Annotated in this window: 26 protein-coding genes and 1 pseudogene; 21 read left to right on the top strand and 6 right to left on the bottom strand. The window is 71.3% G+C overall.

Going from position 1 to position 25,415, the window contains the following annotated elements; translation table 11 throughout:
• On the bottom strand, positions 1-408 hold a 408-nt coding region (locus G3I65_RS40415), incomplete at its 3' end, for a putative RNA methyltransferase (RefSeq protein WP_345944101.1).
• Positions 409-581: 173 nt separating this feature from the next.
• Here G3I65_RS40415 and G3I65_RS40410 point away from each other — a divergent pair.
• From G3I65_RS40410 to G3I65_RS40395, 4 genes are all read left to right on the top strand, one after another.
• The gene (locus G3I65_RS40410) at positions 582-1,967 is read left to right on the top strand and encodes an ammonium transporter (RefSeq protein ID WP_163046837.1); all 1,386 of its coding nucleotides are present in this window, start codon (positions 582-584) and stop codon (positions 1,965-1,967) included.
• The gene (locus G3I65_RS40405) at positions 1,964-2,302 is read left to right on the top strand and encodes a P-II family nitrogen regulator (RefSeq protein ID WP_086855863.1); all 339 of its coding nucleotides are present in this window, start codon (positions 1,964-1,966) and stop codon (positions 2,300-2,302) included. Before G3I65_RS40410 ends, G3I65_RS40405 begins: the two co-directional genes overlap by 4 nt.
• A gap of 9 nt (positions 2,303-2,311) precedes the next feature.
• Complete coding sequence (locus G3I65_RS40400; RefSeq protein ID WP_160700745.1) at positions 2,312-4,621, top strand: [protein-PII] uridylyltransferase; 2,310 nt, start codon at positions 2,312-2,314, stop codon at positions 4,619-4,621.
• 88 nt (positions 4,622-4,709) lie between these two features.
• Complete coding sequence (locus tag G3I65_RS40395; protein ID WP_160700744.1) at positions 4,710-6,404, top strand: DUF262 domain-containing protein; 1,695 nt, start codon at positions 4,710-4,712, stop codon at positions 6,402-6,404.
• Here G3I65_RS40395 and G3I65_RS40390 read toward each other — a convergent pair.
• From G3I65_RS40390 to G3I65_RS40380, 3 genes are all read right to left on the bottom strand, one after another.
• A complete protein-coding gene (locus G3I65_RS40390) occupies positions 6,401-7,705 on the bottom strand; it encodes a diguanylate cyclase (RefSeq protein ID WP_160700743.1) in 1,305 nt (434 codons plus the stop codon). The two genes, G3I65_RS40395 and G3I65_RS40390, sit on opposite strands and share 4 nt — an antisense overlap.
• Before the next feature lie 665 nt (positions 7,706-8,370).
• Positions 8,371-9,117 (bottom strand): glucose 1-dehydrogenase, encoded by a 747-nt coding sequence (locus G3I65_RS40385; RefSeq protein WP_160700742.1) that lies wholly within the window; start codon positions 9,115-9,117, stop codon positions 8,371-8,373.
• 23 nt (positions 9,118-9,140) lie between these two features.
• Positions 9,141-9,725: a TetR/AcrR family transcriptional regulator gene (locus G3I65_RS40380; RefSeq protein ID WP_160700741.1), complete on the bottom strand. Its 585-nt coding sequence runs from the start codon at positions 9,723-9,725 to the stop codon at positions 9,141-9,143.
• 117 nt (positions 9,726-9,842) lie between these two features.
• Between G3I65_RS40380 and G3I65_RS40375 the strand changes: the two genes are divergently transcribed.
• Both G3I65_RS40375 and G3I65_RS40370 read left to right on the top strand, forming a co-directional pair.
• The gene (locus G3I65_RS40375) at positions 9,843-10,205 is read left to right on the top strand and encodes a hypothetical protein (protein WP_086855869.1); all 363 of its coding nucleotides are present in this window, start codon (positions 9,843-9,845) and stop codon (positions 10,203-10,205) included.
• A gap of 53 nt (positions 10,206-10,258) precedes the next feature.
• Positions 10,259-11,122 (top strand): Ku protein, encoded by an 864-nt coding sequence (locus tag G3I65_RS40370; protein ID WP_160700740.1) that lies wholly within the window; start codon positions 10,259-10,261, stop codon positions 11,120-11,122.
• Between the two features lie 273 nt (positions 11,123-11,395).
• Here G3I65_RS40370 and G3I65_RS40365 read toward each other — a convergent pair whose 3' ends face one another.
• Both G3I65_RS40365 and G3I65_RS40360 read right to left on the bottom strand, forming a co-directional pair.
• Positions 11,396-11,860, bottom strand: coding sequence for a MarR family winged helix-turn-helix transcriptional regulator (locus tag G3I65_RS40365; protein ID WP_125306567.1), 465 nt, complete (start codon positions 11,858-11,860; stop codon positions 11,396-11,398).
• Between the two features lie 9 nt (positions 11,861-11,869).
• A complete protein-coding gene (locus G3I65_RS40360) occupies positions 11,870-13,648 on the bottom strand; it encodes an ABC transporter ATP-binding protein (protein ID WP_160700739.1) in 1,779 nt (592 codons plus the stop codon).
• A gap of 183 nt (positions 13,649-13,831) precedes the next feature.
• Between G3I65_RS40360 and ffh the strand changes: the two genes are divergently transcribed.
• The 15 genes and pseudogenes from ffh to G3I65_RS40285 form a co-directional block, all read left to right on the top strand.
• Positions 13,832-15,370: a signal recognition particle protein gene (ffh, locus tag G3I65_RS40355; protein ID WP_160700738.1), complete on the top strand. Its 1,539-nt coding sequence runs from the start codon at positions 13,832-13,834 to the stop codon at positions 15,368-15,370.
• The gene (locus G3I65_RS40350) at positions 15,367-16,443 is read left to right on the top strand and encodes an amidohydrolase family protein (RefSeq protein WP_160700737.1); all 1,077 of its coding nucleotides are present in this window, start codon (positions 15,367-15,369) and stop codon (positions 16,441-16,443) included. Before ffh ends, G3I65_RS40350 begins: the two co-directional genes overlap by 4 nt.
• Before the next feature lie 45 nt (positions 16,444-16,488).
• Positions 16,489-17,214: a CPBP family intramembrane glutamic endopeptidase gene (locus tag G3I65_RS40345; protein ID WP_160700736.1), complete on the top strand. Its 726-nt coding sequence runs from the start codon at positions 16,489-16,491 to the stop codon at positions 17,212-17,214.
• 100 nt (positions 17,215-17,314) lie between these two features.
• A complete protein-coding gene (locus tag G3I65_RS40340) occupies positions 17,315-18,109 on the top strand; it encodes a CPBP family intramembrane glutamic endopeptidase (RefSeq protein WP_160700735.1) in 795 nt (264 codons plus the stop codon).
• 159 nt (positions 18,110-18,268) lie between these two features.
• Entirely contained in the window at positions 18,269-18,712 is a 444-nt protein-coding gene (gene rpsP / locus G3I65_RS40335) for a 30S ribosomal protein S16 (protein WP_086855878.1), read from the top strand.
• On the top strand, positions 18,709-18,948 hold the full coding sequence (locus tag G3I65_RS40330) for an RNA-binding protein (RefSeq protein ID WP_003103110.1): 240 nt from the start codon (positions 18,709-18,711) through the stop codon (positions 18,946-18,948). The genes rpsP and G3I65_RS40330 overlap by 4 nt, the downstream gene beginning before the upstream one ends.
• Positions 18,949-18,970: 22 nt before the next feature.
• Positions 18,971-19,483 carry a ribosome maturation factor RimM gene (gene rimM, locus G3I65_RS40325; protein ID WP_160700734.1) on the top strand — a complete coding sequence of 171 codons (513 nt, stop codon included), beginning with the start codon at positions 18,971-18,973 and terminating at the stop codon, positions 19,481-19,483.
• Between the two features lies 1 nt (position 19,484).
• On the top strand, positions 19,485-20,234 hold the full coding sequence (gene trmD / locus G3I65_RS40320) for a tRNA (guanosine(37)-N1)-methyltransferase TrmD (protein WP_160700733.1): 750 nt from the start codon (positions 19,485-19,487) through the stop codon (positions 20,232-20,234).
• 152 nt (positions 20,235-20,386) lie between these two features.
• Positions 20,387-20,755, top strand: coding sequence for a 50S ribosomal protein L19 (rplS, locus tag G3I65_RS40315; RefSeq protein WP_086855881.1), 369 nt, complete (start codon positions 20,387-20,389; stop codon positions 20,753-20,755).
• Between the two features lie 31 nt (positions 20,756-20,786).
• On the top strand, positions 20,787-21,713 hold the full coding sequence (gene lepB / locus G3I65_RS40310) for a signal peptidase I (RefSeq protein WP_160700732.1): 927 nt from the start codon (positions 20,787-20,789) through the stop codon (positions 21,711-21,713).
• Positions 21,714-21,791: 78 nt separating this feature from the next.
• A complete protein-coding gene (locus tag G3I65_RS40305) occupies positions 21,792-22,631 on the top strand; it encodes a ribonuclease HII (protein WP_160700746.1) in 840 nt (279 codons plus the stop codon).
• Positions 22,628-22,951, top strand: a complete 324-nt coding sequence (locus G3I65_RS40300; protein WP_003096226.1) for a DUF2469 domain-containing protein — start codon at positions 22,628-22,630, stop codon at positions 22,949-22,951. Before G3I65_RS40305 ends, G3I65_RS40300 begins: the two co-directional genes overlap by 4 nt.
• A 272-nt stretch (positions 22,952-23,223) precedes the next feature.
• Positions 23,224-23,601, top strand: a complete 378-nt coding sequence (locus tag G3I65_RS40295) for a YraN family protein (RefSeq protein WP_160700731.1) — start codon at positions 23,224-23,226, stop codon at positions 23,599-23,601.
• A complete protein-coding gene (locus G3I65_RS40290; protein ID WP_160700730.1) occupies positions 23,601-25,112 on the top strand; it encodes a YifB family Mg chelatase-like AAA ATPase in 1,512 nt (503 codons plus the stop codon). Before G3I65_RS40295 ends, G3I65_RS40290 begins: the two co-directional genes overlap by 1 nt.
• Positions 25,109-25,415 (top strand): annotated as a pseudogene (locus G3I65_RS40285) (DNA processing protein DprA); the annotation flags it as partial. The gene G3I65_RS40290 and the pseudogene G3I65_RS40285, both read left to right, overlap by 4 nt.

Here is a 25,415-nt window from a genome sequence, read left to right as displayed (position 1 = left end):
GCGAGCCGCCCGGCGCAACGCCACCGCCGAGACGTCCAGCGCGAGGCCCGCCGCGCCCGACGCGTCCAGCACCCGCGCCAGGTAGTAACCGGTGCCCGCGCCCGCGTCGATGACGAGGTCGTCGGCCTCGGCGCACACTCGCGCCAGCTCGTCGGCGAGGCCCCGGTAAGCACCCGACGCGAGGAAGTCCGCGCGCGCCGCGACCATGTCCGCGGTGTCCGCCGTGCCCGACGGGATTCGCGCGTGCAACAAGTTCACGTAACCCTGTCGCGCTAGATCGAAAGAGTGGCGGTTCCCGCAACGCAGCGTGCGATCGGCTAGCCCGATCGGGTCACCGCAGACCGAACACCGCAACGCCTCCACGACCTGAGGTGGCAGTGGGTCATTTCCGGGGCCGCTCGCGCTCATGGGGCTATTCGACCACGGCGTAAAGCAACCGGACACTTCAGCACAGGTCTCCGGAAACCTCCCCGTAACAACCCGGCGCGGACAGTTCACGCGGGTGAAACCTCACGCGCCGCCCCGTGAAACACCGCGCGCCAAAACTGCCAACGCACGAACCCAGGGCACGGGAGGACGATGTGCTGAACGCAGGAGACACCGCATGGGTACTGGCCAGCGCCGCGCTGGTCATGCTCATGACCCCAGGACTGGCGTTCTTCTACGGCGGGATGGTCCGCGCGAAGAGCGTCTTGAACATGCTGATGATGAACTTCATCGCGCTGGCCGTGGTGGGGGTGTTGTGGGCGCTCTACGGCTTCTCGATGTCCTTCGGCGACGACGCCTTCGGCGGTTTGCTCGGTAACTTCCACTTCGCCGGCCTCGAGAACACCTTCGGCAAGCTCGCCGGGTTCGCGGTGGCCGCCACCGACACCAGCCCCGCCGTCGCGTGGCCCGGCTCGGATGGCCTGCCCGTCCTCGCCTTCGTCATGTTCCAGCTGATGTTCGCGATCATCACCCCCGCGCTGATCTCCGGCGCCATCGCCGACCGCGCGAAGTTCTGGGGCTGGACGCTGTTCGTCGTCATCTGGGTGACGATCGTGTACTTCCCGGTCGCGCACTGGGTGTTCTCGTTCAACGGCTTCATCGGCGAGAACTCCGTCGGCGGCTGGATCGCGAACAACCTCAAGGCACTCGACTTCGCCGGTGGTACCGCGGTCCACATCAACGCCGGTGCCGCGGGCCTGGCGCTCGCGATCGTGCTCGGCAAGCGCAAGGGCTGGCCGAAGGACACCGGCCGCCCGCACAACGTCCCGTTCGTGCTGCTCGGCGCGTCCCTGCTGTGGTTCGGCTGGTACGGCTTCAACGCCGGTTCGGCGCTGGCCGCCAACGACCTCGCGGCCGTCGCGTTCACCAACACCACCGTCGCCACGGCCGCCGCCGTCCTCGGCTGGCTGGTCGTGGAGCAGCTGAAGTTCGGCAAGCCGACCACCCTCGGCGCGGCGTCCGGCGCGGTCGCCGGCCTGGTCGCCATCACCCCGGCGTGTGGTTTCGTGAGCCCGATCGGGGCCATCGCGATCGGCCTCATCGCCGGCGTGCTCTGCGCGCTCGCCATCTCGCTCAAGTTCAAGTTCGGCTTCGACGACTCGCTCGACGTCGTGGGTGTCCACCTGGTCGGCGGCATCGTCGGCACGCTGCTGATCGGCTTCTTCGGCACCACCAGCGTCAACTCCCTCGGCGCCGACGGGCTCTTCTACGGCGGCGGGTTCACCCAGCTGGGCCGCCAGGCGGCGGCCGCCGGCGCGGTGCTCGCGTACTCCTTCGTGCTGTCCTTCATCATCGGCTTCGTGATCAAGAAGGCCGGCGGCTTCCGCGTCAGCACCGAGGACGAGGTCAGCGGCATCGACGAGGCCCAGCACGCGGAGAGCGCCTACGACTTCACCGGGACCGGCGGTGGCCTCGGCCACCCGACGACCATCCCGGTCAAGTCCACCCCGGCCGCGAAACTCGAGGAGAGCAAGGCATGAAGCTCATCACGGCGATTGTGAAGCCGTTCACGCTCGACGACGTCCGTTCCGCGCTGGAGCAGCTGGGCGTGCTGGGCATGACGGTCAGCGAGGTCCAGGGCTACGGCCGCCAGAAGGGCCACACCGAGGTCTACCGCGGCGCGGAGTACTCGGTGGACTTCGTGGCCAAGCTGAAGATCGAGGTCGTCACCGACGACACGAACGTGGAGAAGGTCCTCGAAGCCATCACCACGGCGGCGCACACCGGCAAGATCGGCGACGGCAAGCTCTGGGTGACGCCCGTGGAGACCGTCATCCGGGTACGGACCGGCGAGCGCGGCACGGACGCTCTATAGGCGTCCGGGATGGCCGACGGGGGCGAACTGGTCAAGGCCACCGAGCGTTTGCTCGAGGGCAGGCACGGGAGGCTGGGGGCGTCCGCACTGCGGGCGGCCCTGGTCGACCTCTACGAGTTCTGGCTGGGCAGGGGAGCCTCGGCGGCCGGCGTCGACACCGCGGAACCGGGTGTCGCGCTGGTCGCCGTGGGCGGGCTCGGCCGCCGGGAGCTGGTGCCGTTCTCCGATCTCGACCTGCTGCTGGTGCACAACGGCAACAGCGGCGTCGGCGAGATCGCGGACGCGCTCTGGTATCCCTTGTGGGACGCGAAAGTCGGGCTCGACCACTCGGTCCGGACGCCCGGTGAAGCGCTGAAGGTCGCTTCGGAGGACCTGCGGGTGGCCATGGGCCTGCTGGACGCGCGGCACCTCGCCGGGGACGCCGAGCTGAGCGGGCGGCTGGTGTCGGCGGCGCGCGACCAGTGGCGCCGCACCGCGCGCAAGCAGATCCCGGACCTGACGGCGTCGGTCCGGCAGCGCTGGGCCCGCAGCGGCGAGATCGCGCAGTCCGCCGAACCCGACCTCAAGCACGGCCGGGGCGGGCTGCGGGACTTCTCGGTCCTGGAAGCGCTGGCCGCGGCGCAGCTGACCGCGCGTCCGGGCGAAGAGCTGTTGGAGGCCAAGGGACTCCTGCTCGACGTCCGCACCGAGCTGCGGCGCGAGATCCGGCGCGAGCGGGACGTCCTGGCCGCGCCGGAGGCCGAGCTGGTCGCCGCCGAACTCGGCTTCGGCGACCGGTTCACCCTGGCGCGCAAGCTGTCCGGCGCGGGCCGCACCATCGCGTACGCGCTGGACGTCGCGCTTCGGTCCACTGTGGACCCGCCGAAGACGCGGTTCGGGCGCCGTCCTTCGCGGACGCCGCTCGCGGAGAACGTGGTGCTGCACGGGAACGAGGTCGCGCTGGCCCGCGACGCCGTCCCGGCGAAGGACCCGGCACTGCTGCTGCGGGTCGCCGCGGCGTCGGCGCGCACCGGGAAGCCGATCGCGCTCGGCACGCTCAAGGCACTGGCGGAAACGGCGCCGGAACTGCGCGCGCCGTGGCCGGCGGAGGCGTTGAACGCGCTGGTCGAACTGCTGGGCGCGGGGGAGGGCCTGGTCGACGCGGTCGAGTCGCTCGACCGGACCGGCCTGTGGTCCCGGCTGTTCCCCGAGTGGGGCGCGGTCCGCGACCTGCCGCCGCGCTCGCCGGTGCACCAGTGGACGGTCGACCGGCACCTCGTGCGCACCTGCGTCGAGGCGGCCAAGCTGACCACCACGGTGGCGCGGCCGGACCTCCTGCTGATCGGCGCGCTGCTGCACGACATCGGCAAGGGCCGCGACGCCGACCACTCGGAACTGGGCGCGAAGATCTCGGCCCAGGTCGCGACCCGGCTCGGCCTGACCCCGCCCGACGTCGCGACGGTGTCGGCGATGGTCCGCCACCACCTTCTCCTGCCGCACACGGCGACCCGGCGCGACATCAGCGAGCCGGCCACCGTGGCGCGGGTGGTGAAGACGCTGGACAGCGACCTGGTCCTGGTCGAGCTCCTGCACGCGCTGACCCAGGCCGATTCGCTGGCGACCGGACCGGGCGTCTGGACGGACTGGAAGGCCCGCCTGCTGGCGGAGCTGGTTTCGGGCTGCGAAGAAGTGTTGCGCGGCAAGGGTTTCACGGCCCCGTCGCCGATGGACGAGGAACAGCGCGAACTCGTCGCGTCGGCGGTGGCGTCGGGCACGGGCGAGATCCGGATCAGCTCCCACGGCAAGGTCGTGACGGTGCTGCTGGCGGTCCCGGCCCGCGCGGAACTCCTGGCCCCGGCGGCGGGCGTATTGGCGCTGAACTCCCTGGAGGTCCACTCGGCGGTCCTGCGCGGCCACGACGGCGGCCGCGCGGGCGTGTTCACGGCGTCCCCGAAGTTCGGCTCCCTGCCGGACGCGACGTTGCTGCGCGAGCAGTTCGCCCGGGCGGTGGCGGGCACCCTGCCGCTGACCCAGCGCCTGGCGGCGAAGGAACGCGACTACGGCGCCCCGGCCCCAGTCGCCCCGAAGGTCCTGTGGTTCGACGACGAAACGACCGGCCCGGACACGGTGGTCCTGGAACTGCGCGCGGCCGACCGCATCGGCCTGCTGTTCCGGGTGGCGGGCGCGTTGCGCAGGTGCGACGCGGAGGTCCGCTGGGCCAAGGCATCGACGTTGGGTGGCGCGGTGGTGGACTCGTTCGCGGTGACCCCGCGAAGCGGCCGCATCGAACCGGGCTGGCGCCGCGAGGTGGAACAGGCCGTCCTGGCCGCGGCTTCCTGAGCGCGTTGTTCGGAGCCGTGGGTCCCGCGGCTCCGAACAATGCGGTAACGGCTGTAACAACCGGTGCCCGCTCACCGAGATCCCCCGCATGGCCGGGACCAAAATCCAAGCAGCGGAACGCAAGGTCGGGGACATCTTCACCGACGACTACCACTTCACCATCCCTCGCTACCAGCGGCCGTACGCCTGGACGACCGAACAGGCGGGGGAGATGTTCGACGACCTCCTCGCGGCTTCCCGCGCGAAGGACTCGCTGACCGAGGCCGACCCCTACTTCCTGGGCAGCATCGTGGTGGTCAAGGCGGAAAACCGAGCGCTGGCCGAGGTCGTCGACGGGCAGCAGCGCCTCACGACCCTGACGATCCTCTACAGCGTGCTCCGCGAATTCGTCTCGGCGGACTTCGCCGAATCCCTCGAGAAGCGGATCTTCCAGAAGGGCGACCCGCTCAAGGGCACCGCCGACCAGCCGCGGCTCCGGTTGCGGGATCAGGACCAGGGGTTCTTCGAGAAGTACATCCAGGAGCGGTTGGGCAACGACCTGCTGCCCGCCTTGCAGAACGTCACCCCGGACAGCCGGCTCCGGCTGGTGGAGAACGCGCTGCTGTTCAAAGCGCGGTTGAGTGCCCTGGACCGCTCCGAGTCCCAGCGACTGGCCTCGTTCGTCGACGGGTACACCTACCTCGTCGTGGTGGCGACCGTCGACTTCGAGTCCGCCTACCGGATCTTCTCGGTCCTCAACGAGCGCGGTCTGGACCTCACCCACACCGACATCCTGAAGTCGGAGATCATCGGCAGGATCCCGGAACCCGAGCAGGAGGCCTACACGAACAAGTGGGCGCAGGAGGAGGACGATCTCGGCCGCAACGACTTCGGCGACCTCTTCTCCCACATCCGGATGGTCTACGCGAAGACGAAAGCCCGGGAGTCGATCCTCAAGGAGTTCCGGGCGTCCGTGCTGAGCCGGGTGCCCGACGGCAAGAAGTTCATCGACGACGTGCTGGTTCCCTTCTCGGACGCCTTCGAGGTGGTCAGGAGCGCCAGCTACGCCGGGGGACCGGGCGCCGAGGAGATCAACCAGCTCTTGGCCTGGCTGAAGCAGCTGGACAACACGGACTGGATCCCGCCGGTGATCAGCTACTTCAGCCGGCCGACCGCCGATTCCGCGTCATTGCTGCGTTTCCTCGTCGACCTCGAACGCCTCGCCGCGAGCATGCTCGTGCGCCGGGTGGACATCACCCGCCGGGTCGAGCGGTACGGCCGCGTCCTGGACTGGCTGGAGAAGGACCGCGACCTCTACGCCCCGGAGTCCCCGCTGCAGCTTTCCGGGGAGGAACAGGCGGAAACCCTGGCGAAGCTGGGCGCGGAGATCTACACGGTGACGAGAATCCGCCTTTACGTGCTGCTCCGCCTCGATTCGGCCTTGTCGGACGGTGGAGCGAACTACAACGGCTACCCGCTGATCAGCGTCGAGCACGTCCTCCCGCAGTCCCCGGCCGCGGCCAGCGGGTGGATCCTCGACTTCACCTCGGAGGAGCGGGCCTATTGGGTCCATCGGCTGGCGAACCTCGTCCTGCTCTCGAAGCGGAAGAACTCCCAGGCGAGCAACTTCGAGTTCGAGGTGAAGAAGACCAAGTACTTCGAGAAGACGAGCTGGCCGCCGTTCGTGCTGACTTCGCAGGTCATCGCGGCCGACGGTTGGACCCCGGCCGTCCTGGAGGAACGCCAGGAGACCCTGCTGAAGGTGCTCGGCAACCTCTGGCGGCTGGAGGCGGCGGCTTCCTAAGCCGGCGCCGTGCCGTCGACCACTTGGTTGCGGCCCGCGTCCTTGGCCCGGTACAGGGCCTTGTCCGCGGCCTGCAGCAGGCGGTCGACGGCCGTGCCGCCGTCCGGGTACGTCGCCACGCCGATCGATGCCGACAGGTCGCCGATCACCCGCGACGCGGTGCCGTCGAAGTACTCGACCTTCAGCGTCTCGATCGCCGAGCGGATGCGCTCGGCCACCGCCAGGACCGCGGCCGGGCCGATGTCCGGGAGCAGGACCACGAACTCCTCGCCGCCGAAGCGGCCGACCGAGTCGTAGTCGCGGACCGCGGACTTGATCGTCGCCGCGACCGCGCGCAGCACCGCGTCGCCCGCCAGGTGGCCGTGCTCGTCGTTGATCAGCTTGAAGTGGTCCAGGTCGATCATCAGCACGCCGAACGTGCTCCGCGTGCTGCGCTGGGCGCGCGCCAGCTCGCGTGAGGCCAGCAGGTGCCAGCCGGTCGTGTTGAACACGCCCGTCTTCTCGTCGGTCGTCGCCGCGATCTCCAGCTGCTTGATCAGCACCGCCCGGTGCAGCACCAGCAGCGGCGGCACGATCGCGACGGCGAGCGCGGGCAGCGTCGCCAGCGTCAGCGCCGTGAGCAGGCCCAGGCAGAGCGTCGCGACCTCGAGCAGGTTGTCGCCGAGGCCGCCGAAGAACGCCTTCACCGAGCGCGTCGTGATGGTCAGCGCCGGCAGGATCGTGATCGCCGCGACCAGGAAGTACGCCGCTGCGGCGAGCGCGATGGCCGTGACGCCGCGCCAGCCCGCCGTCAGCGCCGTGTACATGTCCGGGACGCCGAGGCGGTGCAGCACGAACTCGGCCGCGTAGCAGGTGACGACGACCAGCGTCCCGTTCAGCGTGGTCCGGAACGGCGGGACGCGCTTGATCCGCGCGAGGCTGCGCGTCGCCAGGTGCGCGTACAGGATCGCGATCAGCGCCGTGACCAGCGCCGGCGGCAGGAGCAGCACGCCGGCGAACGTCCAGACCGACGTCAGGTTGATGTGCGGGGTGTCCGACACCAGCCGCCGGACGCGCTCGACCTGCCGGCCCAGCTCCGCCTGCAGCACCCCGAGCCCGGCGAGGATCCCGAAGACGGCCAGGTCCCACGCCCGCACGGGCACCACGGAGGCCGTCCAGACGGTCACCACGAGCGCCACGGACTCGACCAGGAAGCAGTAGAAGACGAGCGATCGGCGCTGCCGCCACAGCGTCCAGCGAGCAGGGTTCAGCGCCCCTCGGATCCTGGCCGCGTGGCGTTCGGCCGGACGGGCGCCGTCCATACTCAAGGCGGTCCAACTCCCCTGGGTGAGCCGACGATCCGCGTCCACCCCACCACACCGGGCGGCCGCGATCGACGAGTGCCACACGATCGGAGCAGCGAAGGGAGGCCACCGCCGTGCGCAACCGCGAATCCTGAGCCCCGGTCACCCGTCCGTGCCGCCTGAGAGGAGCCGTGCCGTGCGCAACCGCGAGTCGTGACGCCGAGCCCGCCCGTCCGTGCCGCTCGAGAGGAGTGCGCTGTGCGCAACCGCGAGTCGTGACCTGCCCCCGACCCCAGTCCGTGCCGCCCGGAAGGAGTGCGCTGTGCGCAACCGCGAGTCCTGAGCCCGCGCCCGCCTGTCAGCCCGCGGGAAGGAGCGCCTCATGCGCAACCGCGAGTCGTGAGCCGCCTCGACCCCCGTCCGCGCCGTCCGAGAGGAGGCCGCTGTGCGCAACCGCGAGTCCTGACCCCGCGCCCGCCCCGTCAGCCCGCCCGGAAGGAGCGCCCCGTGCGCAACCGCGAGTCGTGAACCGCCTCGACCCAGCCCGCGCCGTCCGAGAGGAGACCGCCGTGCGCAACCGCGAGTCCTGACCCCACCGCACCCCGTACCCGGCACGAGAAGGGAAACGTCACCATGCGCAACCGTGAGTCCTGAAGGAGCGCCGCGGGCCCGGGTGGGGCCGCTCAGGCGGTCGCGCCGCCGTCGACCACCAGGTCGTGCCCCACGGTGAAGGCGGCTTCGGCCGAAGCCAGCCACAGCACCGCGGCCGCCACCTCGGCGGTGGCACCCACCCGGCCCAGCGGGATCGCGCCCTTGAGCCGCTCGGCGCGGTCGGCGTCCGTCTCGCCGGGGCGCCGCGACATCTCGGTGTCGGTCGCGCCCGGGCTCACCGCGTTGATGCGGACGCCCTCGGCGATGTGGTCGCGCGCCGCCGTGCGGGTCAGCGCGCTCACGGCGGCCTTCGACGCCGCGTAGGCCGCCATGTTCGGCAGCCTGCCGTGCGCGCCGATGTTCGACGCGATGTTGACGATCGCGCCGCCGCCGTGCGCCCGCATGTGCGCGACCTCGTGCTTCAGGCACAGCCACGTCCCCGTGACGTTCGTGGCCAGCACCGCGCCGAACCCGTCCTCGTCGAGGTCCGCGGCCGGCGCCGGCGACCCGAGGATGCCCGCGTTGTTCACCGCGACGTCCAGCCCGCCGTGCCGCGCGACGACCGTCTCGACCATGCGCGCCACGTCCGCCGGATCCGTGACGTCCACCGTGACGGCGTCCCCGCCGATCTCCTTCACCGTCGAAGCCAGCCGTTGGCCGTCGCGCCCGGCGACGACCACCGTCGCGCCTTCGGCCGTGAACGCCCGCGCCGTCTCCCGTCCGATGCCCGAGCTGCCGCCCGTCACCAGGACGACCTTGCCCGCGAACCGTGCCCCCATCGTGTGCCTTCTTTCTGGTCCGATCAGTCTTGAATAAGCCGCATTGCTTGCGACACGGCCGCGTCCAGCCGGCGCGCCGCGTCGGCGCCCTTGCCCAGGACCCGCAGGCCCTGGAGCACGGTGAGCAGGAAGCGCGCCAGCGTCGCCGGTTCACTGCCGGCGGCCAGTTCGCCCTGCGCCCGCGCGCGTTCCAGCGCCATGGTCAGCGCGACCTCGAGGGTGTCCCAGCTGCGTTCCACCAGCCGCGCGACCTCGGCGTCACGGGGGAGCAGCTCGATCGCCGAGTTGACGACGAAGCAGCCCATCTTCACCTCGTCACCGAGGATTTCCCCGACGTAGCCGTCGAACAGCCGCCGCACCGCGGCCACGCCCGAGCCCGGGCCGGACAGCTCCGCCAGCACCCGTGCGTCGGTCTGGTCCGCGTAGCGCTTCAACGCCGTCACGTAGAAGTCGTGCTTCGAGCCGAAAGTGGCGTACAGGCTGGCCTTGGCGACGCCGACGTGCGCGACGAGGTCGCTGACCGACGTCGCCTCGTACCCCTGCCGCCGGAAGAGCGTGAGCGCGGCGTCGCACGCTTCGTCGACGTCGAACTCCTTGACCCGGGACATGATCGAAACCCTACCCGTATCTAGAACGAGCGGTCAAATAAGCGGGCGGCGGTGTGTCGTCTCCGGTGACCGCCCGTGCGGTGGCACCATGACTCCTCGGACCGGAGGGGGTGAGCGATGCAGGACCGCCTGACGCTGCCGCCGACCGTCGTCGCCACGCACCTGCGCTCGTGCGCCGAGGAGCTCGCCGCGGGCCTGCGCTGCGGCGGCCCGGGCGCGACGACCGCCGAGCTGACCGACGTCGTCGCCCAGCTCGTCGCCGGCCAGGAAGCGATTTCGCACGCGCTCGCCGGGCTCGCCGCCCGCGTCGAGGCCGGGTCGGCCGCGCTCGCCGCCGCCCCGCCGCTGGACGTCGAGGTGGTCACCGAAGTGCTCCGCGCGGCCGCCATCGCGTCCCGCTGTTCGGCCGAAGCGCTCGACGAAGTCACGCCGTCGTTCGAATGTGTGAGCGAATCCGTCGCGCCTGACACCCGTTTGTAGCTGTCGGGTCGCGCGACCGCCTGGCTAGCCTGGGACCTGCGGAGGTGGCGTGCATGCGGGCGGTCTGGACGGGCACGATCGGGTTCGGGAGTTACGCCGTTCCGGTGAAGGCGTACAGCGCGACGGAAGAGCGCGAGATCCCGCTCCACCAGGTCCACGAAACCGACGGCGGCCGCGTCCGGGTCAAGCGCGTCTGCGAGGTCGACGGCGAAGAGGTGCCGCCGGCGGAGATGGTCCGCGGCTACCCAGTCCCGGGCGGCGACGTCGTCCTGCTGTCCGACCACGAACTGGCGTCGCTCCCGATGCCGGCCCGCACGATCGCCATCCGCGGCTTCGCCCGGCTCGCCGACGTCGACCCGATCTGGTTCGCGCGCAGCTACTACCTCGAACCCGAGCCGGCGGGCACGAAGCCGTACGTGCTGTTCAGCGAGGCGCTGCAGCAGTCGGGGCGGATCGCGCTGGTGACGGTCGCGCTGCGCCGCCGCGAAACGCTCGGCGCCCTGCGCGTGCGCGACCAGGTGATCGTGCTCGAAACCATGCTGTGGCCCGGGGAAGTGCGCGAACCCGACTTCCCGTTCCGGCACGCCGACGTCGACGTCCGGCCGGGCGAGCTGCGCCGCGCGGTGAACCTCATCGAGGAGCTGACCGGCGACTTCGACCCCGGCCGCGTGCCCGACCGTTACCGCGAAGCGCTCCAAGCGTTGATCCAGGCGAAGCTCGACGGTGCCGAGGTCGTCCAGCCCACGGCCGCCGAGCAGGCGGACGGCGTCACCCGCCTGCTCGCGGCGCTGCAGGAGAGTGCCGCGGAGGCGCGTCCCGAGGCCGTCGTGAAGGCCAAAGCCGCAGCGTCCAGGGCGGCGAAGGCGCGTACGACGGCGAAGCGAGCTGCCGGCCGCGGGCGCGCGAAGACGTCTTGAGTATTACTACCCACGGGTAATTGAGGGTTCTCACACTCAACCGGCCACCCCGGGCGCGGCAGACTTCGTTCCTGTCAGCGGATACCGGATCGCTGGCAGGGGGGATCCGGACGGCCCCTGGGGAGGTGAGCCGTCCGGGGACCAGGGTTCCGGAGCGGGCCGATGGAGGAGCGGCCCGTTTCCGGAACCCGTGTCCGCACCACGGGGAGGTGGCGCGGACGGAGGGGAGCTTGAAGCCGCCGTGGAGGGATCGAGGGGTCTCCGCGGCGGCTTTCAGGCGTCCGCCACCCGCACCAAGAGATCGGCCGCGAGCTTGAGCAGCTGCCGCTCGGTCGGCGACAACGTCGACTCCAGCGCCGCCGCCAGCCACCGTTCCCGCTGCACGCTGTACTCCCGCAGCACCGCCAGCCCGGCCGGGGTGATGCTGATCAGCGACCGCCGCCCGTCCTCCGGATCGGTCGTCCGCGTCACCAGCTCGCGCTCGGACACCCACGCGAGGATCCGCGTGAGCGACTGCGGCTGCAGCCGTTCCGCCTCGGCCAGCTCGGTCGGCGTGTGCGTGCCCGCCCGGTACAGCCGGCTCAGCACCGCGAGCACCGCCGGGCCCGGCCCGTTCGGGTCGCGCTCGGCGCGCATCCGCCAGTTGAGCCGCCCGACGCCCTCGCGGACCCGCCAGGCGAGGTCGGCGAGTTCGGCGTCGTCGCTCACGCGCGAAGCGGTGTCCGGGTCCGGGTGCATGGCCCCAGGTTAAGCGGTTCCCCGCACGAGCCGGGCATACCGCCCATCGAGCGCCAGCAGCTCCGCGTGCGTCCCGCGTTCGGCGATCCGGCCTTCGTGCAGCACCACGATCTGGTCCGCGTGCTCCACAGTGGACAGCCGGTGTGCGATGGTCAGCGTCGTGCGCCCCGCGGCGAGCCGGTCCAGCTCGGCCTGCACCGACCGTTCCGTACGCGTGTCGAGCGCGCTGGTCGCCTCGTCGAGGATGAGCACCGGCGGGTTGCGCAGCAGGATCCGCGCGATCGCCATCCGCTGCTTCTCGCCGCCGGAGAACCGGTAGCCGCGCTGGCCGACGACCGTGTCGTACCCCTCCGGCAGCCCGGCGAGCGTGTCGTGGATGTGCGCCGCCTTCGCCGCCAGCTCGATCTCCTCGTCGGTCGCGTCCGGCTTCGCGAAGCGCAGGTTCTCCCGCACGGTGTCGTGGAACAGGTAGGTCTCCTGCGACACCAGCCCGACGCCCGCCGCGAGCGAGGCCAGCGTGACGTCGCGGACGTCGGTGCCGTCGATCCGCACCGAACCGGACTCCACCTCGTACAGCCGGGCCACGAGGTAGGCAAGCGTCGTCTTGCCCGAGCCGGTCGAGCCGACCAGCGCGGTCGTGGTCCCGGCCGGGACGTCGAGGTCGATGTCGCGCAGCGTCAGCGGCCCGTCCGCCGAATAGCGGAACGAGACCCCGCGCATCGAGACGTCCCCGCGACGCACCTCGAGCACGCGCGCCCCCGGCTTGTCGCCGATCTCCACCGGCAGGTCGAGCACCTCGAAGATGCGCCCGAACAGCGCTTTCGACGTCGCCACGTTCTGCCCGATCGTCTGCATCGCGGTCGCCGGCGCGACCAGCCGGTTGAGCATGCTGGTGAACGCCACGACGGTGCCGAGCGAGAACGGCGACGCGCCGCCGGCCAGCGCGAGCCCCGCGATCCAGTAGACCAGCGCCGGGATGACGGTCAGGCTCATCCCGCGCGACGCCGTCTGCCAGCGCCCGGCCAGCGCGGCGGCCCGCTCCAGCGCGGCGATCTCCCGCGACTCGGCCCCGAACCGCTCGCGCACCGCCCGCTCGTTGCCCATGGTCTTGGCGAGCAGCACGCCGGTGACGGACAGGGACTCCTCGACCATCGTCGTCAGCCGGGCCATCCGCCGGGTCCGGCCACGCGCCAGCGTCCGCCGCCGCTTGCCCAGCCGCAGCGTGAACAGCAGGAACAGCGGCACGACGATCAGCGACAGCCCCGCCAGCTGCCAGTCGAGGGCGATCAGCGCCGCGGTGATCGCGATCGTCGTCGTCGCGTTCTGCACCACCGAGCCCGCGGTCGTGGTGATGACGTCGTCGACGCCGCCGATGTCGTTGAAGACCCGCGAGAGCACTTCGCCGCTCTTCGTCCGCGTGAAGAAGCCGAGCGACATCCGCTGCAGGTGGCCGTAGACCGAGACGCGCAGCTCGTTCATGACGCGCTGCCCGATCGTGTTGGACAGCCCGGTGGTGGCCACGCCGAGGGAGCCGCTGCCGACCGCGCAGGCGATCATCCCCGCGGCCAGCAGGCTGATCAGCAGCGTGTCGCGGTGCGGGAGGGCGTCGTCGAGGATCTCGCGCAGCAGGAACGGCGAGACGACGCCGAGGCCGGCCTGCACGACGATCAGCGCGAACAGCGCGGCCAGCGGCCCGCGGTGGGGGCGGAACAGCCCGGCGATCCGCCGCAGCGGGACCGGCTCGTCGGCGTCGGTGGCCGGTTCACGGAGGACGGGCACGGAAGTCATACACGTATGTTTACCGACTTGGCCGCGCAACTCCAGTTTTTTTCCGGAAAGTGCGCTCGTGTTAGTACGCATATGCGTAGTACGTGCGCGTGCCCGCGAAGAGAAGGAGCCGGAGCGACTACCCTCGGAGGGGCCGGCCTCGTCCGGCGCGCCACTCTCGACCCAGCTGGAGCGTGCACACCCGTGTTCGACACCCTCTCCGATCGGCTCACCGCCGCCCTGCAGACGCTCACGCGCAAGGGCAGGCTGTCCGACGCCGACATCGACGCCACCGCGCGCGAGATCCGCATCGCGCTGCTGGAGGCCGACGTCGCCCTCGGCGTGGTCAAGACCTTCATCGCGAAGATCAAGGAGCGGGCGAAGGGCGCCGAGGTCTCCCAGGCGCTCAACCCCGCGCAGCAGGTCGTCAAGATCGTCAACGAGGAGCTCGTCGCGATCCTCGGCGGCGAGACGCGCCGGCTCAACCTGGCCAAGACGCCGCCGACCGTGATCATGCTCGCGGGTCTGCAGGGTGCCGGTAAGACGACGCTCGCCGGCAAGCTCGCGCTGTGGCTGAAGAAGCAGGGCCACGCGCCGATGCTGGTCGCCTGCGACCTCCAGCGCCCGAACGCCGTCACGCAGCTGCAGGTCGTCGGCGAGCGCGCCGGCGTCGTCACCTTCGCGCCCGAGCCCGGCAACGGCGTCGGCGACCCGGTCGACGTCGCCCGCCGCGCCATCGCCGAGGCCAAGCACGCGCAGCACGACGTCGTCGTGGTCGACACCGCGGGCCGCCTCGGTGTCGACGAAGAGCTGATGAAGCAGGCCGCGGACATCCGCGACGCGGTCGAGCCGGACGAGGTCCTGTTCGTCGTCGACGCGATGATCGGCCAGGACGCCGTGACCACGGCGGAGGCGTTCCGCGACGGCGTCGGCTTCAGCGGCGTCGTGCTCACCAAGCTCGACGGCGACGCCCGCGGTGGTGCGGCGCTCTCCGTCCGCGAGGTCACCGGTCAGCCGATCCTCTTCGCCTCGAACGGCGAGAAGCTCGAAGACTTCGACACCTTCCACCCGGACCGGATGGCGTCGCGGATCCTCGGCATGGGTGACGTCCTCACCCTGATCGAGCAGGCCGAGCAGGCCTTCGACCAGAACCAGGCCGAGAAGGCCGCGGCGAAGCTGTCCAGCGGCCAGCTGACCCTCGAGGACTTCCTCGAGCAGATGCTCGCGGTCCGCAAGATGGGCCCGATCGGCAACCTGCTCGGCATGCTCCCGGGCGCCGGCCAGATGAAGGACCAGCTGGCCCAGGTCGACGACAAGCACCTGGACAAGCTGCAGGCGATCATCCGTGGCATGACCCCGGCCGAGCGCGACGACCCGAAGCTGATCAACGGGTCGCGGCGGCTGCGCATCGCCAACGGCTCCGGCGTCACCGTCCGCGAGGTCAACGACCTGGTCAACCGGTTCTTCGAGGCCCGCAAGATGATGGCCCAGATGGCCGGCCGGTTCGGCTTCGGCGGCGGAGGCGGTAGCTCCAAGCGCAAGGGCAAGAAGGGCAAGAAGGGCGGGCGCGGCCCGACCCAGCCCAAGGTCCGCGGCGGCTTCCCCGGCGGCATGCCGATGCTGCCCCCTGGCGGGCAGATGCCGGGCGGCATGCCCGACCTTTCGCAGCTGGGCGGCATGAACGACGTCCCGGGCTTCGACCCGTCGAAGTTCAAGCTGCCGAAGAACCCGAAGGACAATTGAGCACGGCACTGCACGCCGCCGGGGTGGTCCTGCCCGGCGGCGAGTCCCGGGACCTCTGGATCTCCGATGGCCGGATCTCGTTCGAGCCGGTGCCGGACGCCGAGTCGCTGGGCCGGGACGTCTTCCTGGTGCCCGGCCTGGTCGACGCGCACTGCCACCCCGGCATCGGCGTCGGCGGGCCGGTCTCGCTCGAAGAGGCGACCGAGCAGGCGCTGGCCGACCGGGCCGCGGGGACGTTGCTCATCCGCGACTGCGGGCTGCCGATCGACGTCCGGCCGCTGCAGCAACGGCCTGACCTGCCGACGATCATCCGCGCCGGGCAGCACCTCGCGCTGACCAAGCGGTACATCCCCGGCCTCGGCATCGAGCTGGACGACCCTTCGCAGCTGCCCGCTGCGGTCGCCGAGCAGGCGCGCGACGGCGACGGCTGGGTCAAGCTGGTGGGGGACTGGATCGACCGCGGCGTCGGCGACCTGGCGCCGCTGTGGCCCGACGACGTCCTCGCCGAGGCGGTCCGGGTGGCGCACGAGCACGGCGCCCGCGTCACCGCGCACGTGTTCGGCGAAGCGGCGCTGCCCGGCCTGATCGCGTCGGGCATCGACTGCCTGGAGCACGGCACCGGCCTGAGCGCGGACCAGCTGGCGGAGCTGGCGCGCAACGACGTCGCGCTGGTGCCGACGCTGATCAACATCGAGAACTTCCCGGGCATCGCCGACAAGGCCGGCAAGTACCCGGCGTACGCGAACCACATGCGGGCGCTGCACGCCGGCGTCGGCGAGATGGTCGCGTCCGCCATCGAAGCGGGCGTACGCGTCTTCGCGGGCAGTGATGCCGGCGGCATGGTCGAGCACGGCAGGCTCGTCGACGAGATCGAGGCGCTGCACCGCGCGGGCATGACCCGCGAACAGGCCCTCGCGAGCGCGTCCTGGGCGGCGCGCGACTGGCTCGGCCACCCCGGCATCGCCGACGGCGCCCCGGCCGACCTGCTCGTCTACCCGAGCGACCCGCGCGACGACCTGGGCGTCCTGCGGCACCCTTCGCACATCGTGCTCGGCGGCGTCGTCTACGCGTAGACCCCGCTTTTTTCCTTGCGGGAGCGGCACTTTAGCGTGGGGGCCGTGACGGACGACGACGGCGCACGGCGCGTACTGGGGGCGCACTGGTGTTTCGTGGCGTTCTTCGCCGGGATCGCCGGCTACTACCTGATCAACCTGATCATCGCCGCCGCGGTGAACCGCAACGTCGGCGAGTTCGACCCCCTCGAACTGCGCGACATCGGCCCGCTGCTGCTCCTCGCCTTCGTGCCCAACCTCCTGCTCGGCCTCGGCCCGGCGGCGGGCTCGTGGCTGTGGGGCCACGGGCTGCGCGCCGACTTCGGGCTCAAGCCGACCTGGCGCGACGTCCGGATCGGCCTCGCCTGCGGGGTGCTCGCGCTGGTCGTCGGCTACCTGCTCAACCTGGTGCTGATCGCGGTCTACGGCGCCGACGACGTCTCCGACAGCCCGCTCACCGACCTCGCCGACACCTTCGACGGCGACACCGTGTGGCTGGTGCTGGCCGCGGTGATCGTCATCGCCGGCGCCCCGATCACCGAGGAGCTGCTGGTCCGCGGCACGCTCTGGAACGCGCTGTCCTTCCACCGCGTCCCGCCGTGGGTGGTGCTGCTGCTGACGTCGGTCGTGTTCGCCCAGCTCCACGGCGAGCCGACGCGCACCATCGCGCTGATCGGCCAGGGCATCGCGATCGGGCTGGCCCGGCACCTGTCGGGCCGCGTCAGCGCCGGCGTGATCGCGCACGCGGCCAACAACCTCCCGCCCGCCGTCCTGCTGTTCGTCGCGCACTGATCGTTGCGAACATCGATGGACAGTAGTCGGACGGATACTGTGTGATCACCGCCCGGCGGCTAGGCTCGGAGCAGGAGCCGAGCGACGCGGAGGGCAAGGCGTGACCACTTCCCAGCCCCGGGACCCGGCTGCCGATGCCACGCCCTTGCCCGAGCCGGAAGAACCCGTCTTCCTCCCGCCCGCGCCGCGGCACCGGTGGGGCTTCGGCGCCTTCCTGCTGGTCGAAGCCGTCCTGCTGGCCACCGCCGCGTTCGTGTCCGTGCTGGTCGGGGACACCGGGCCCGGGCCGCTGCCGATGCGCGTCGTGCTGCTCGGCACCATGCTGCCGACGATGATCGCCGCGGGCGTCGCGGTGCTGATCACGTACGTGCGCGGGAACGGTCCCGTCGTCGACCTCAAGATCGAGTGGCGCTGGGCCGACGTCAAGACCGGCTTCCGCTACGGCTGCGTCGGGCTCGTCTTCACCACCCTCGCCGCCTACCTGTGGACGCGGCTGGTCGGCGACGCCAACGCGACGTCGGCGATCAGCGCGCTGGTCGAGGACCGCCGGATGTCGGTGCCGGCGGCCGTGGTGATGTTCGTCTACCTCTGGCTGCTCGGCCCGATCTGCGAGGAGGTCATCTACCGCGGCCTGCTCTGGGGCGCCGCCGAGCAGCTGCAGTGGCGCAGCGAGCGCTGGGGCCGCGTGGCGGCGTTCCTGCTGTCGACGGCGGTGTTCGCGGCCAGCCACCTCGAGCCGCTGCGCACGACGTTGCTGCTGGTCATCGCGGTGCCGATCGGGCTGGCGCGGCTGGTCACCGGGCGGCTGCCGGCCAGCATCGTCGCGCACCAGGTCAACAACTTCCTGCCGGCGCTGACCATCCTGCTCGGGGCGCTCGGGGTGGCCTCTTTCTAGGTGCGCGGGCGCCGTCTGGCAGAATGGGTCACTGCCTGCTTCCGCCGGACCCTCTCACCGTGCGAAAGCTCCTGACCTTCGGGTGCCCGCGTCCGTGTCCCCACTCGGCTCGCGTGCGCCCAGCCCAGCACCAGAGAGACTCGAGGAGAACCCACACCCGTGGCCGTCAAGATCAAGCTGCAGCGCCTCGGCAAGATCCGTGCGCCGTACTACCGCATCATCGTCGCCGACGCGCGCACCCGCCGGGACGGCAAGGCCATCGAGACGATCGGCAAGTACCACCCGAAGGAAGAGCCGAGCCTGATCGAGGTCGTCTCCGAGCGCGCCCAGTACTGGCTGGGTGTCGGCGCGCAGCCGACCGAGCCGGTCCAGCGCCTGCTGGAGATCACCGGTGACTGGCAGAAGTTCAAGGGCCTGCCGGGCGCCGAGGGCACCCTGAAGGTGGCCGAGCCGAAGCCGTCGAAGCAGGACCTGTTCAACGCGGCGCTGGCCGCGGCCGGCGAGGAGCCCTCCGCCGAGGCCACCACGCCGAAGAAGAAGTCCGCCCCCAAGAAGGCCGAGGCCGAGAAGGCCGAAGCCGCCGAGGGTGAGAAGGCCGAGTGAGCTTTCTGGCTGACTCCCTCGAGCACCTGGTGCGCGGGATCGTCGACAACCCGGACGAGGTCCGGGTCGAGCTGCTGACCACCCGCCGTGGCCGCACGCTCGAGGTGCACGTGCACCCCGACGACCTCGGCAAGGTGATCGGCCGGGGTGGTCGCACGGCGACCGCCCTGCGCACCGTCATGGGCGGCATCGGTGGCCGCGGCGTCCGCGTCGACGTCGTCGACACCGACCGCTGAGCCCTTCCGGAAAACGGTCAGGATGGACGTCGTAGTCGGTCGCATCGCCAAGGCGCACGGAATCCGCGGGGAACTCGCGGTGGACGTGCGCACGGACTCGCCGGACGAGCGGTTCCGCGTCGGTGCGGCCGTGACGACGAAGCTGCGTGACGGCAGCAAAAGGGAACTCACCATCGCAGCCGCCCGCGAACACAGCGGGCGGCTGCTGGTGCGTTTCGAGGAGGTCCTGACCCGCGACGTCGCCGAGACGCTGCGAGGCGCTTTGTTGCTGGCGGACACCGAGTCCCTGCCGCCGACGTCGGACCCGGACGAGTTCTACGACCACGAGCTGGCCGGCCTGCGGGCCGAGCTTCTTGACGGCGTGGTTGTCGGGAAGGTCGTCGAGGTCGTCCACTCGCCCGCGGGCGAACTGCTGGAACTGGACGTCGAAGGCCGCTCCGTGCTGGTTCCCTTCGTCCGCGCGATCGTCCCCACGGTGGACGTCGCGGGCGGCCGGGTCGTGCTCGACCCGCCGGAAGGGCTCCTGGACGCCTGACATGCGGATCGACGTCGTCACGATCTTCCCCGAATACCTCGACCCGCTGCGCGCCGCGCTGCTGGGCCGGGCGATCGACCGCGGCCTCATCGAGGTCGGCGTGCACGACCTGCGCGACTGGACGCACGACGTGCACCGCGCAGTCGACGACGCCCCGTACGGCGGCGGGCCCGGCATGGTCATGAAGCCCCAGATCTGGGGCCCGGCGCTCGACGACGTCTGCACCTCCGAGACGCGGCTCGTCGTTCCGACGCCGGCCGGGCGGCCGTTCACCCAGGAACTGGCGCACGAATACGCGGCGGAGAAGCACCTGGTGTTCGCCTGCGGCCGGTACGAGGGCATCGACCAGCGGGTCGTCGACGACGCCGCGCGCCGGATGCCGGTCGACGAGGTCTCGATCGGCGACTACGTGCTGGTCGGTGGCGAGGCGGCGGTGCTGGTCATCGTCGAAGCCGTCGTCCGGCTGCTGCCCGGCGTGCTGGGCAACGCGCGTTCGGCCGCCGAGGACTCCTTCTCCGACGGCCTCCTCGAAGGACCCAGCTACACGCGTCCGGAGGTGTGGCGGGAGCTGGCCGTGCCCGACGTGCTGCGGTCCGGGAACCACGCGCTGATCGACCGCTGGCGGCGCGACCAGGCCCTCGAACGCACCGCCCGGCGCCGCCCCGATCTCCTGGCCGCGCTGCCGGAAGGTAGTCTCGACAAGCACGATCGCGGGGTCCTGGAGGGCTTGGACCCCGGGCCGGTTACTTGATCCGTATCCCGGTCTGCCATACTTGACAGGTTGGCGTGAGTGGACCTCGTCGTCCGCGAGCCCGCCATCAGCCCCCTGGGTCGCCCGCAGCGGCACCGTTGCGCGCCCGGGGACGTGTACGCAAGCCATACGAAGACGAGGACGGACCACCGATGAACACCCTGGACGCGCTGGACAAGCAGTCGCTGCGTTCCGACATCCCGGACTTCCGCCCGGGCGACACGCTCAAGGTGCACGTCCGCGTCATCGAGGGCAACCGCGAGCGCAACCAGGTCTTCCAGGGCGTCGTGATCCGCCGTCAGGGCGGCGGCATCCGGGAGACCTTCACCGTCCGCAAGGTCTCCTTCGGCGTCGGCGTGGAGCGCACCTTCCCGGTGCACTCGCCGAACATCGCCGAGGTCGAGGTCCACAAGCGCGGTGACGTGCGGCGCGCGAAGCTCTACTACCTGCGCGACCTCCGCGGCAAGAAGGCCAAGATCAAGGAGCGCCGCGAGAACCGCGAGACGGCTTCGGCTAACTGAGTCACAACCCGGTTACCGGTAGCCTGACGACGTGGCCGAACCCGTGTCCCAGAACGCTCCCGAGGATGACCCCGATCGCTCCGAAGAGGACAAGCCCAGGCTGTCCCGTTCCGAGGAGCGCGGGGGATCCCGCCGGCGGCGAGCCAAGCCCGCCAAGAAACGGTCGTTCTGGAAGGAACTGCCGATCCTGCTCGTGATCGCCCTGGTGCTCACGATCCTGATCCAAACATTCCTCGCGAAAGTCTTCATGATCCCCTCGGGGTCCATGGAGGCGACGCTGCACGGGTGTCCCGGCTGCCACGGCGACCGGATCCTCGTCGACCGGGTCACCTACGACTTCACCGAGCCCTCCCCGGGCGACGTGATCGTGTTCAAGGGCCCGCCGGCGTGGATCAACAACGAGATCGCGCCGCAGGAGTCGGGCAACATCGTCGTCCGCGCGATCCAGGGGCTCGGCTCGCTGGTCGGGTTCGCCCCGCCGGACGAGCGCGACTTCGTCAAGCGCGTGATCGCGGTCGGCGGCCAGACCGTCCAGTGCTGCGACCCGCAGGGCCGCATGATCGTGGACGGCAAGTCGCTCGACGAGCCGTACATCCACTGGGAAGACCCGTCGGTCCAGGAGCAGAAGACCTTCGAGCCGGTCAAGGTGCCGGCCGGGATGGTCTGGGTCCAGGGCGACAACCGCAACAACTCCGACGACTCCCGGTTCCAGGGCGGCGGCGGCGTGAACGGCGCGGTCCCCGTGGACAACATCATCGGCAAGGCGCGGATCATCGTCCTCCCGCCGAGCCGCTGGGGCGGGATCAGCGACCACAACCCGCAGGAGTCGGCGCAGCCGGTGGCCCTGGGCGCGCCGGCGTGGCAGAGCGGGCTCCCGCTCGGCGCCGGGATCGCGGCGGCCTGGCCGGCGCTGTTCCTCGGGCGCAAGCTGAAGTCCGGACTGCGCCGGAAACGCTAACCACCCCCGACGGGTGATCCAGCCTTGACTCTTCCCGTTCCCCTCACCGCGGCCGAGCCGATCCGGCCACCGCGGGCCGTGGTGCGCGGCGACCTCTTCTGGGGTCTGCAGGGCGCGCTCGACCGCCGTGGCCTCGGCCCGGTCGCCGGTGTGGACGAAGCCGGCGCCGGGGCGTGCGCGGGGCCGCTGGTGGTCGCGGCCTGCGTGCTCAAGCAGGGCGACGCGAAGCTCACCGAGCTGACGGACTCGAAGCTGATGACGGCCAAGGCGCGCGACCGCGTCTACGACCTCGTCCTCAAACGCGCCGTCGACTACTCGGTGATCGTCATCCCCACGGCCGAGGTCGACCTCTACGGCATCCGGGTGATGAACCTCGAGGGCATGCGGAGGGCCGCGGCGGCGCTGCGCGTGCACCCGGGCTACATCCTCACCGACGGCTTCCGCGTCCCGGGCCTGACGGCCCCGAACACGGCGGTGATCAAGGGCGACCGCTCGGTGGCCTCCATCGCGGCGGCGTCGGTGCTGGCGAAGGTGACCCGTGACCGCATCATGGCGGGCCACCACGACGACTTCCCGCACTACGGCTTCGACGTGCACAAGGGGTACAGCACGTCGGACCACCTGGCGGCCCTGCGCGAACACGGACCGAGTGACGTCCACCGCTGGTCGTACACGAACGTGGCCACCGTGGCCGTGAAGCACGGAGTGCGCCCCACCAGGCCGGTCCTGCTGACGTACGCGGCCCTGGAGAAGGCCATGGAGGCCGGCACGACGGCGACGTTGTCCGCGGCGCTCGACGAAGCACTCGAGCCACAACTCAGCCTGCCGCTGCATGCCCCGGCCGCGGGTGTGGGTCACAATGAACGCTCCGCCGGCGGAGCAGCAGCACGATCCCGAGGAGGGGCGCGGATTTCATGAGCGCAGAGGATCTCGAGAAGTACGAGACCGAGATGGAGCTCTCGCTGTACCGCGAGTACCGCGACATAGTGGGTCAGTTCTCGTACGTGGTGGAGACCGAGCGGCGGTTCTACCTGGCCAACGCAGTGGACGTCCAGGTCCGCGACGGCGGCGGCGAGGTGTACTTCGAGGTCCGCATGTCGGACGCGTGGGTTTGGGACATGTACCGCCCGGCCCGCTTCGTCAAGCACGTCCGGGTCATCACGTTCAAGGACGTGAACGTCGAGGAACTCGACAAACCCGACTTGCGCCTCCCCGAAGACGGCCCGTTCTCGGGCTGACCCGAGTCTCGAACAACCGCGCCCCTTCACCTGACCGGGTGAGGTGGCGCGGTTTTTCGTGCGCCCCTCGACCCTTTAGCACACCGCCCCGACAATCCGGGCGCGTTTCCTCCCGCCCCGGGACAAGTTGTCCACAGCACCCCGGTTGTCCACAGCCCCGCGAATCAGCTCTGGTCGGCCTCCTCCCTGCCCTGGCATCGTCGAACGCACACGCACCGTGATCACCAGGACCGCCCCGGTGACCGGCGCGGACCGACGAGGGGGCGACCACGATGACGGGCACCGACGAGCTCGCGAGACACCGCCGCGACCTGGGCGCCTGGGGCGAGGACCTCGCCCTCCGCTACCTGCAGGACCGCGGCCTCGTCCTCCTGGCCCGCAACTGGCGCTGCCGCGAAGGCGAGCTGGACCTCGTCTTCACCGACCGCACCCGCGTCATCGTCTGCGAGGTGAAAACCCGCACGAGCACCGAATTCGGCCTCCAGACGGAGACGGTCACGGAGAAGAAGGCCGGCCGCGTCCGCCGAGCCACCGAGCGCTGGCTGCGCGACTTCCGCATCCCCTGGTGCCCGGTCCGCTACGACGTCATCACCATCCTCGCCGAACCGGGCACCAGCCCCCGCCTCCAGCACCTCGAGGCGGCGTTCTGATGCCCATCGCCAAGACGTGGAGCGTCGCACTGCTGGGGATCGACGGCCGGGTCATCGAGATCGAAGCCGACCTCGGCGGCGGGCTCAGCCGCATCACCCTGGTCGGCCTGCCCGACGCCGGGCTGCGCGAAGCCAAGGACCGCGTCCGCTCCGCCGTCCGCAACTCCGGGGAGCCCTGGCCGGAGGGCAAGGTGACGCTCGGCCTGTCCCCGGCGAACCTGCCGAAGGTCGGCTCGGCCTACGACCTCGGCATCGCCGCCGCGGTGCTCGCCGCGAACGGCGCGGTCCCGGCGACGCGGCTGCTCGGCACGGTCCTGCTCGGCGAGCTCGCCCTCGACGGCCGCGTCCGCCCGGTCCGCGGCATCCTCCCCGGCCTGCTGGCGGCCCGCGCGGCCGGCTACGAACGCGCCGTCGTCCCGGCGGACTCCCTCGTCGAGGCTGCGCTCGTCGACGGCATCGAAATCGCCGGCGCGCCGCACCTGCGGGACTTCGTCGCGTGGCTGAAGCGAGAAGGCGAGCTGGCGCACCCGGGGCCACCCGGCCCGGCGGTCCAGCCGGTCGTGCCGGATCTCGCCGACGTCGTCGGGCAGCCCGAAGGCCGCTGGGCCCTGGAGGTGGCCGCCGCGGGCGGGCACCACGTCCTGTTCACCGGCCCGCCCGGCGTGGGCAAGACGATGCTGGCGAAACGCCTGCCCGGCCTGCTTCCCCGGCTGTCGCCCGAGGAATCCCTGGAGGTCACCGCAGTGCACTCCGTCGACGGCTCGCTGTCGAGGTCGTCGCCGCTGGTCACCGTGCCGCCGTTCGTGGCGCCGCACCACTCGATCTCGGTTCCGGCGCTCATCGGCGGCGGCAGCGGTCTCGCCTCCCCGGGTGCGATCAGCCGCGCCCACCGCGGTGTGCTGTTCCTCGACGAAGTCTGCGAGTTCGGCGCCGAGCGCCTCGAATCCCTGCGGACGGTGCTCGAAGAAGGCGAAGTGCGCATCGCGCGTGTGAGGGGCGCGGTCACGTACCCGGCGCGGTTCCAGCTCGTGCTGGCGACCAACCCCTGCGCGTGCGCGCCACCGAAGGACACCGACTGCGTCTGCACGCCGATGGCCCGCCGCCGCTACCTCAGCCGTCTCTCCGGGCCACTGCTCGACCGCGTCGACCTGTCCGTCCGCCTGCGCCCGCTGAGCGCGCTCAGCGCCCACGACACCGAATCGGCGGAGCCGACGGAGAGAGTCCGTGAGCGCGTCCTCGAGGCGCGTCGCCGCGCCACCGAACGCTGGAAGGAGCAGGGCTGGCGCTCGAACTCCGAGGTACCCGGCCCGGCTCTGCGCCGCGAGTTCGCGCTGCCCCCGGACGCGACGGTCCTCCTGGACCGCGCCATGGACCGAGGTTTCCTGAGTGGCCGCGGCGCCGATCGCTGCCTGCGGATCGCCTGGACGCTGGCCGACCTCGACGGCGAGGCCCGACCGGGTGTCGAACAGGTCGGTGCGGCGCTGGACTTCCGCGAGCGGGTGGCGGCATGAGCGCCGACGACGTGCGCCGGGCCCGCGCCTACCTGCTACGGGTAGCCGAACCACCGGCGCCGGCCTTGGTCGCCTTCGTGGCCGAACACGGGCCGGTCGCGGCCGCCGAGCGGGTCCGCAGGGGGGACTGTCCGGCCGAGGTGCTGAAGGCGACCGAAGCCCGGCGGGAGTACGACCTCGTCGCCCAGGACTTCGCCCGGGCCGCCGAAGCCGGGGCCCGGCTGGTGGTGCCCGAGGACGACGAGTGGCCCGGCTGGCCGCTGCTCGCCATGGACCAGGCCGCGCGGCGCGGGGTGGCCGAGG

Origin of the sequence: Amycolatopsis sp. SID8362 (genome assembly GCF_010550475.1) — a bacterium.
GTDB lineage: Bacteria > Actinomycetota > Actinomycetes > Mycobacteriales > Pseudonocardiaceae > Amycolatopsis > Amycolatopsis eburnea.
The sequence above is the reverse complement of the archived record's forward strand: the minus strand, read 5'-3'. Positions and strand labels throughout refer to the sequence as shown.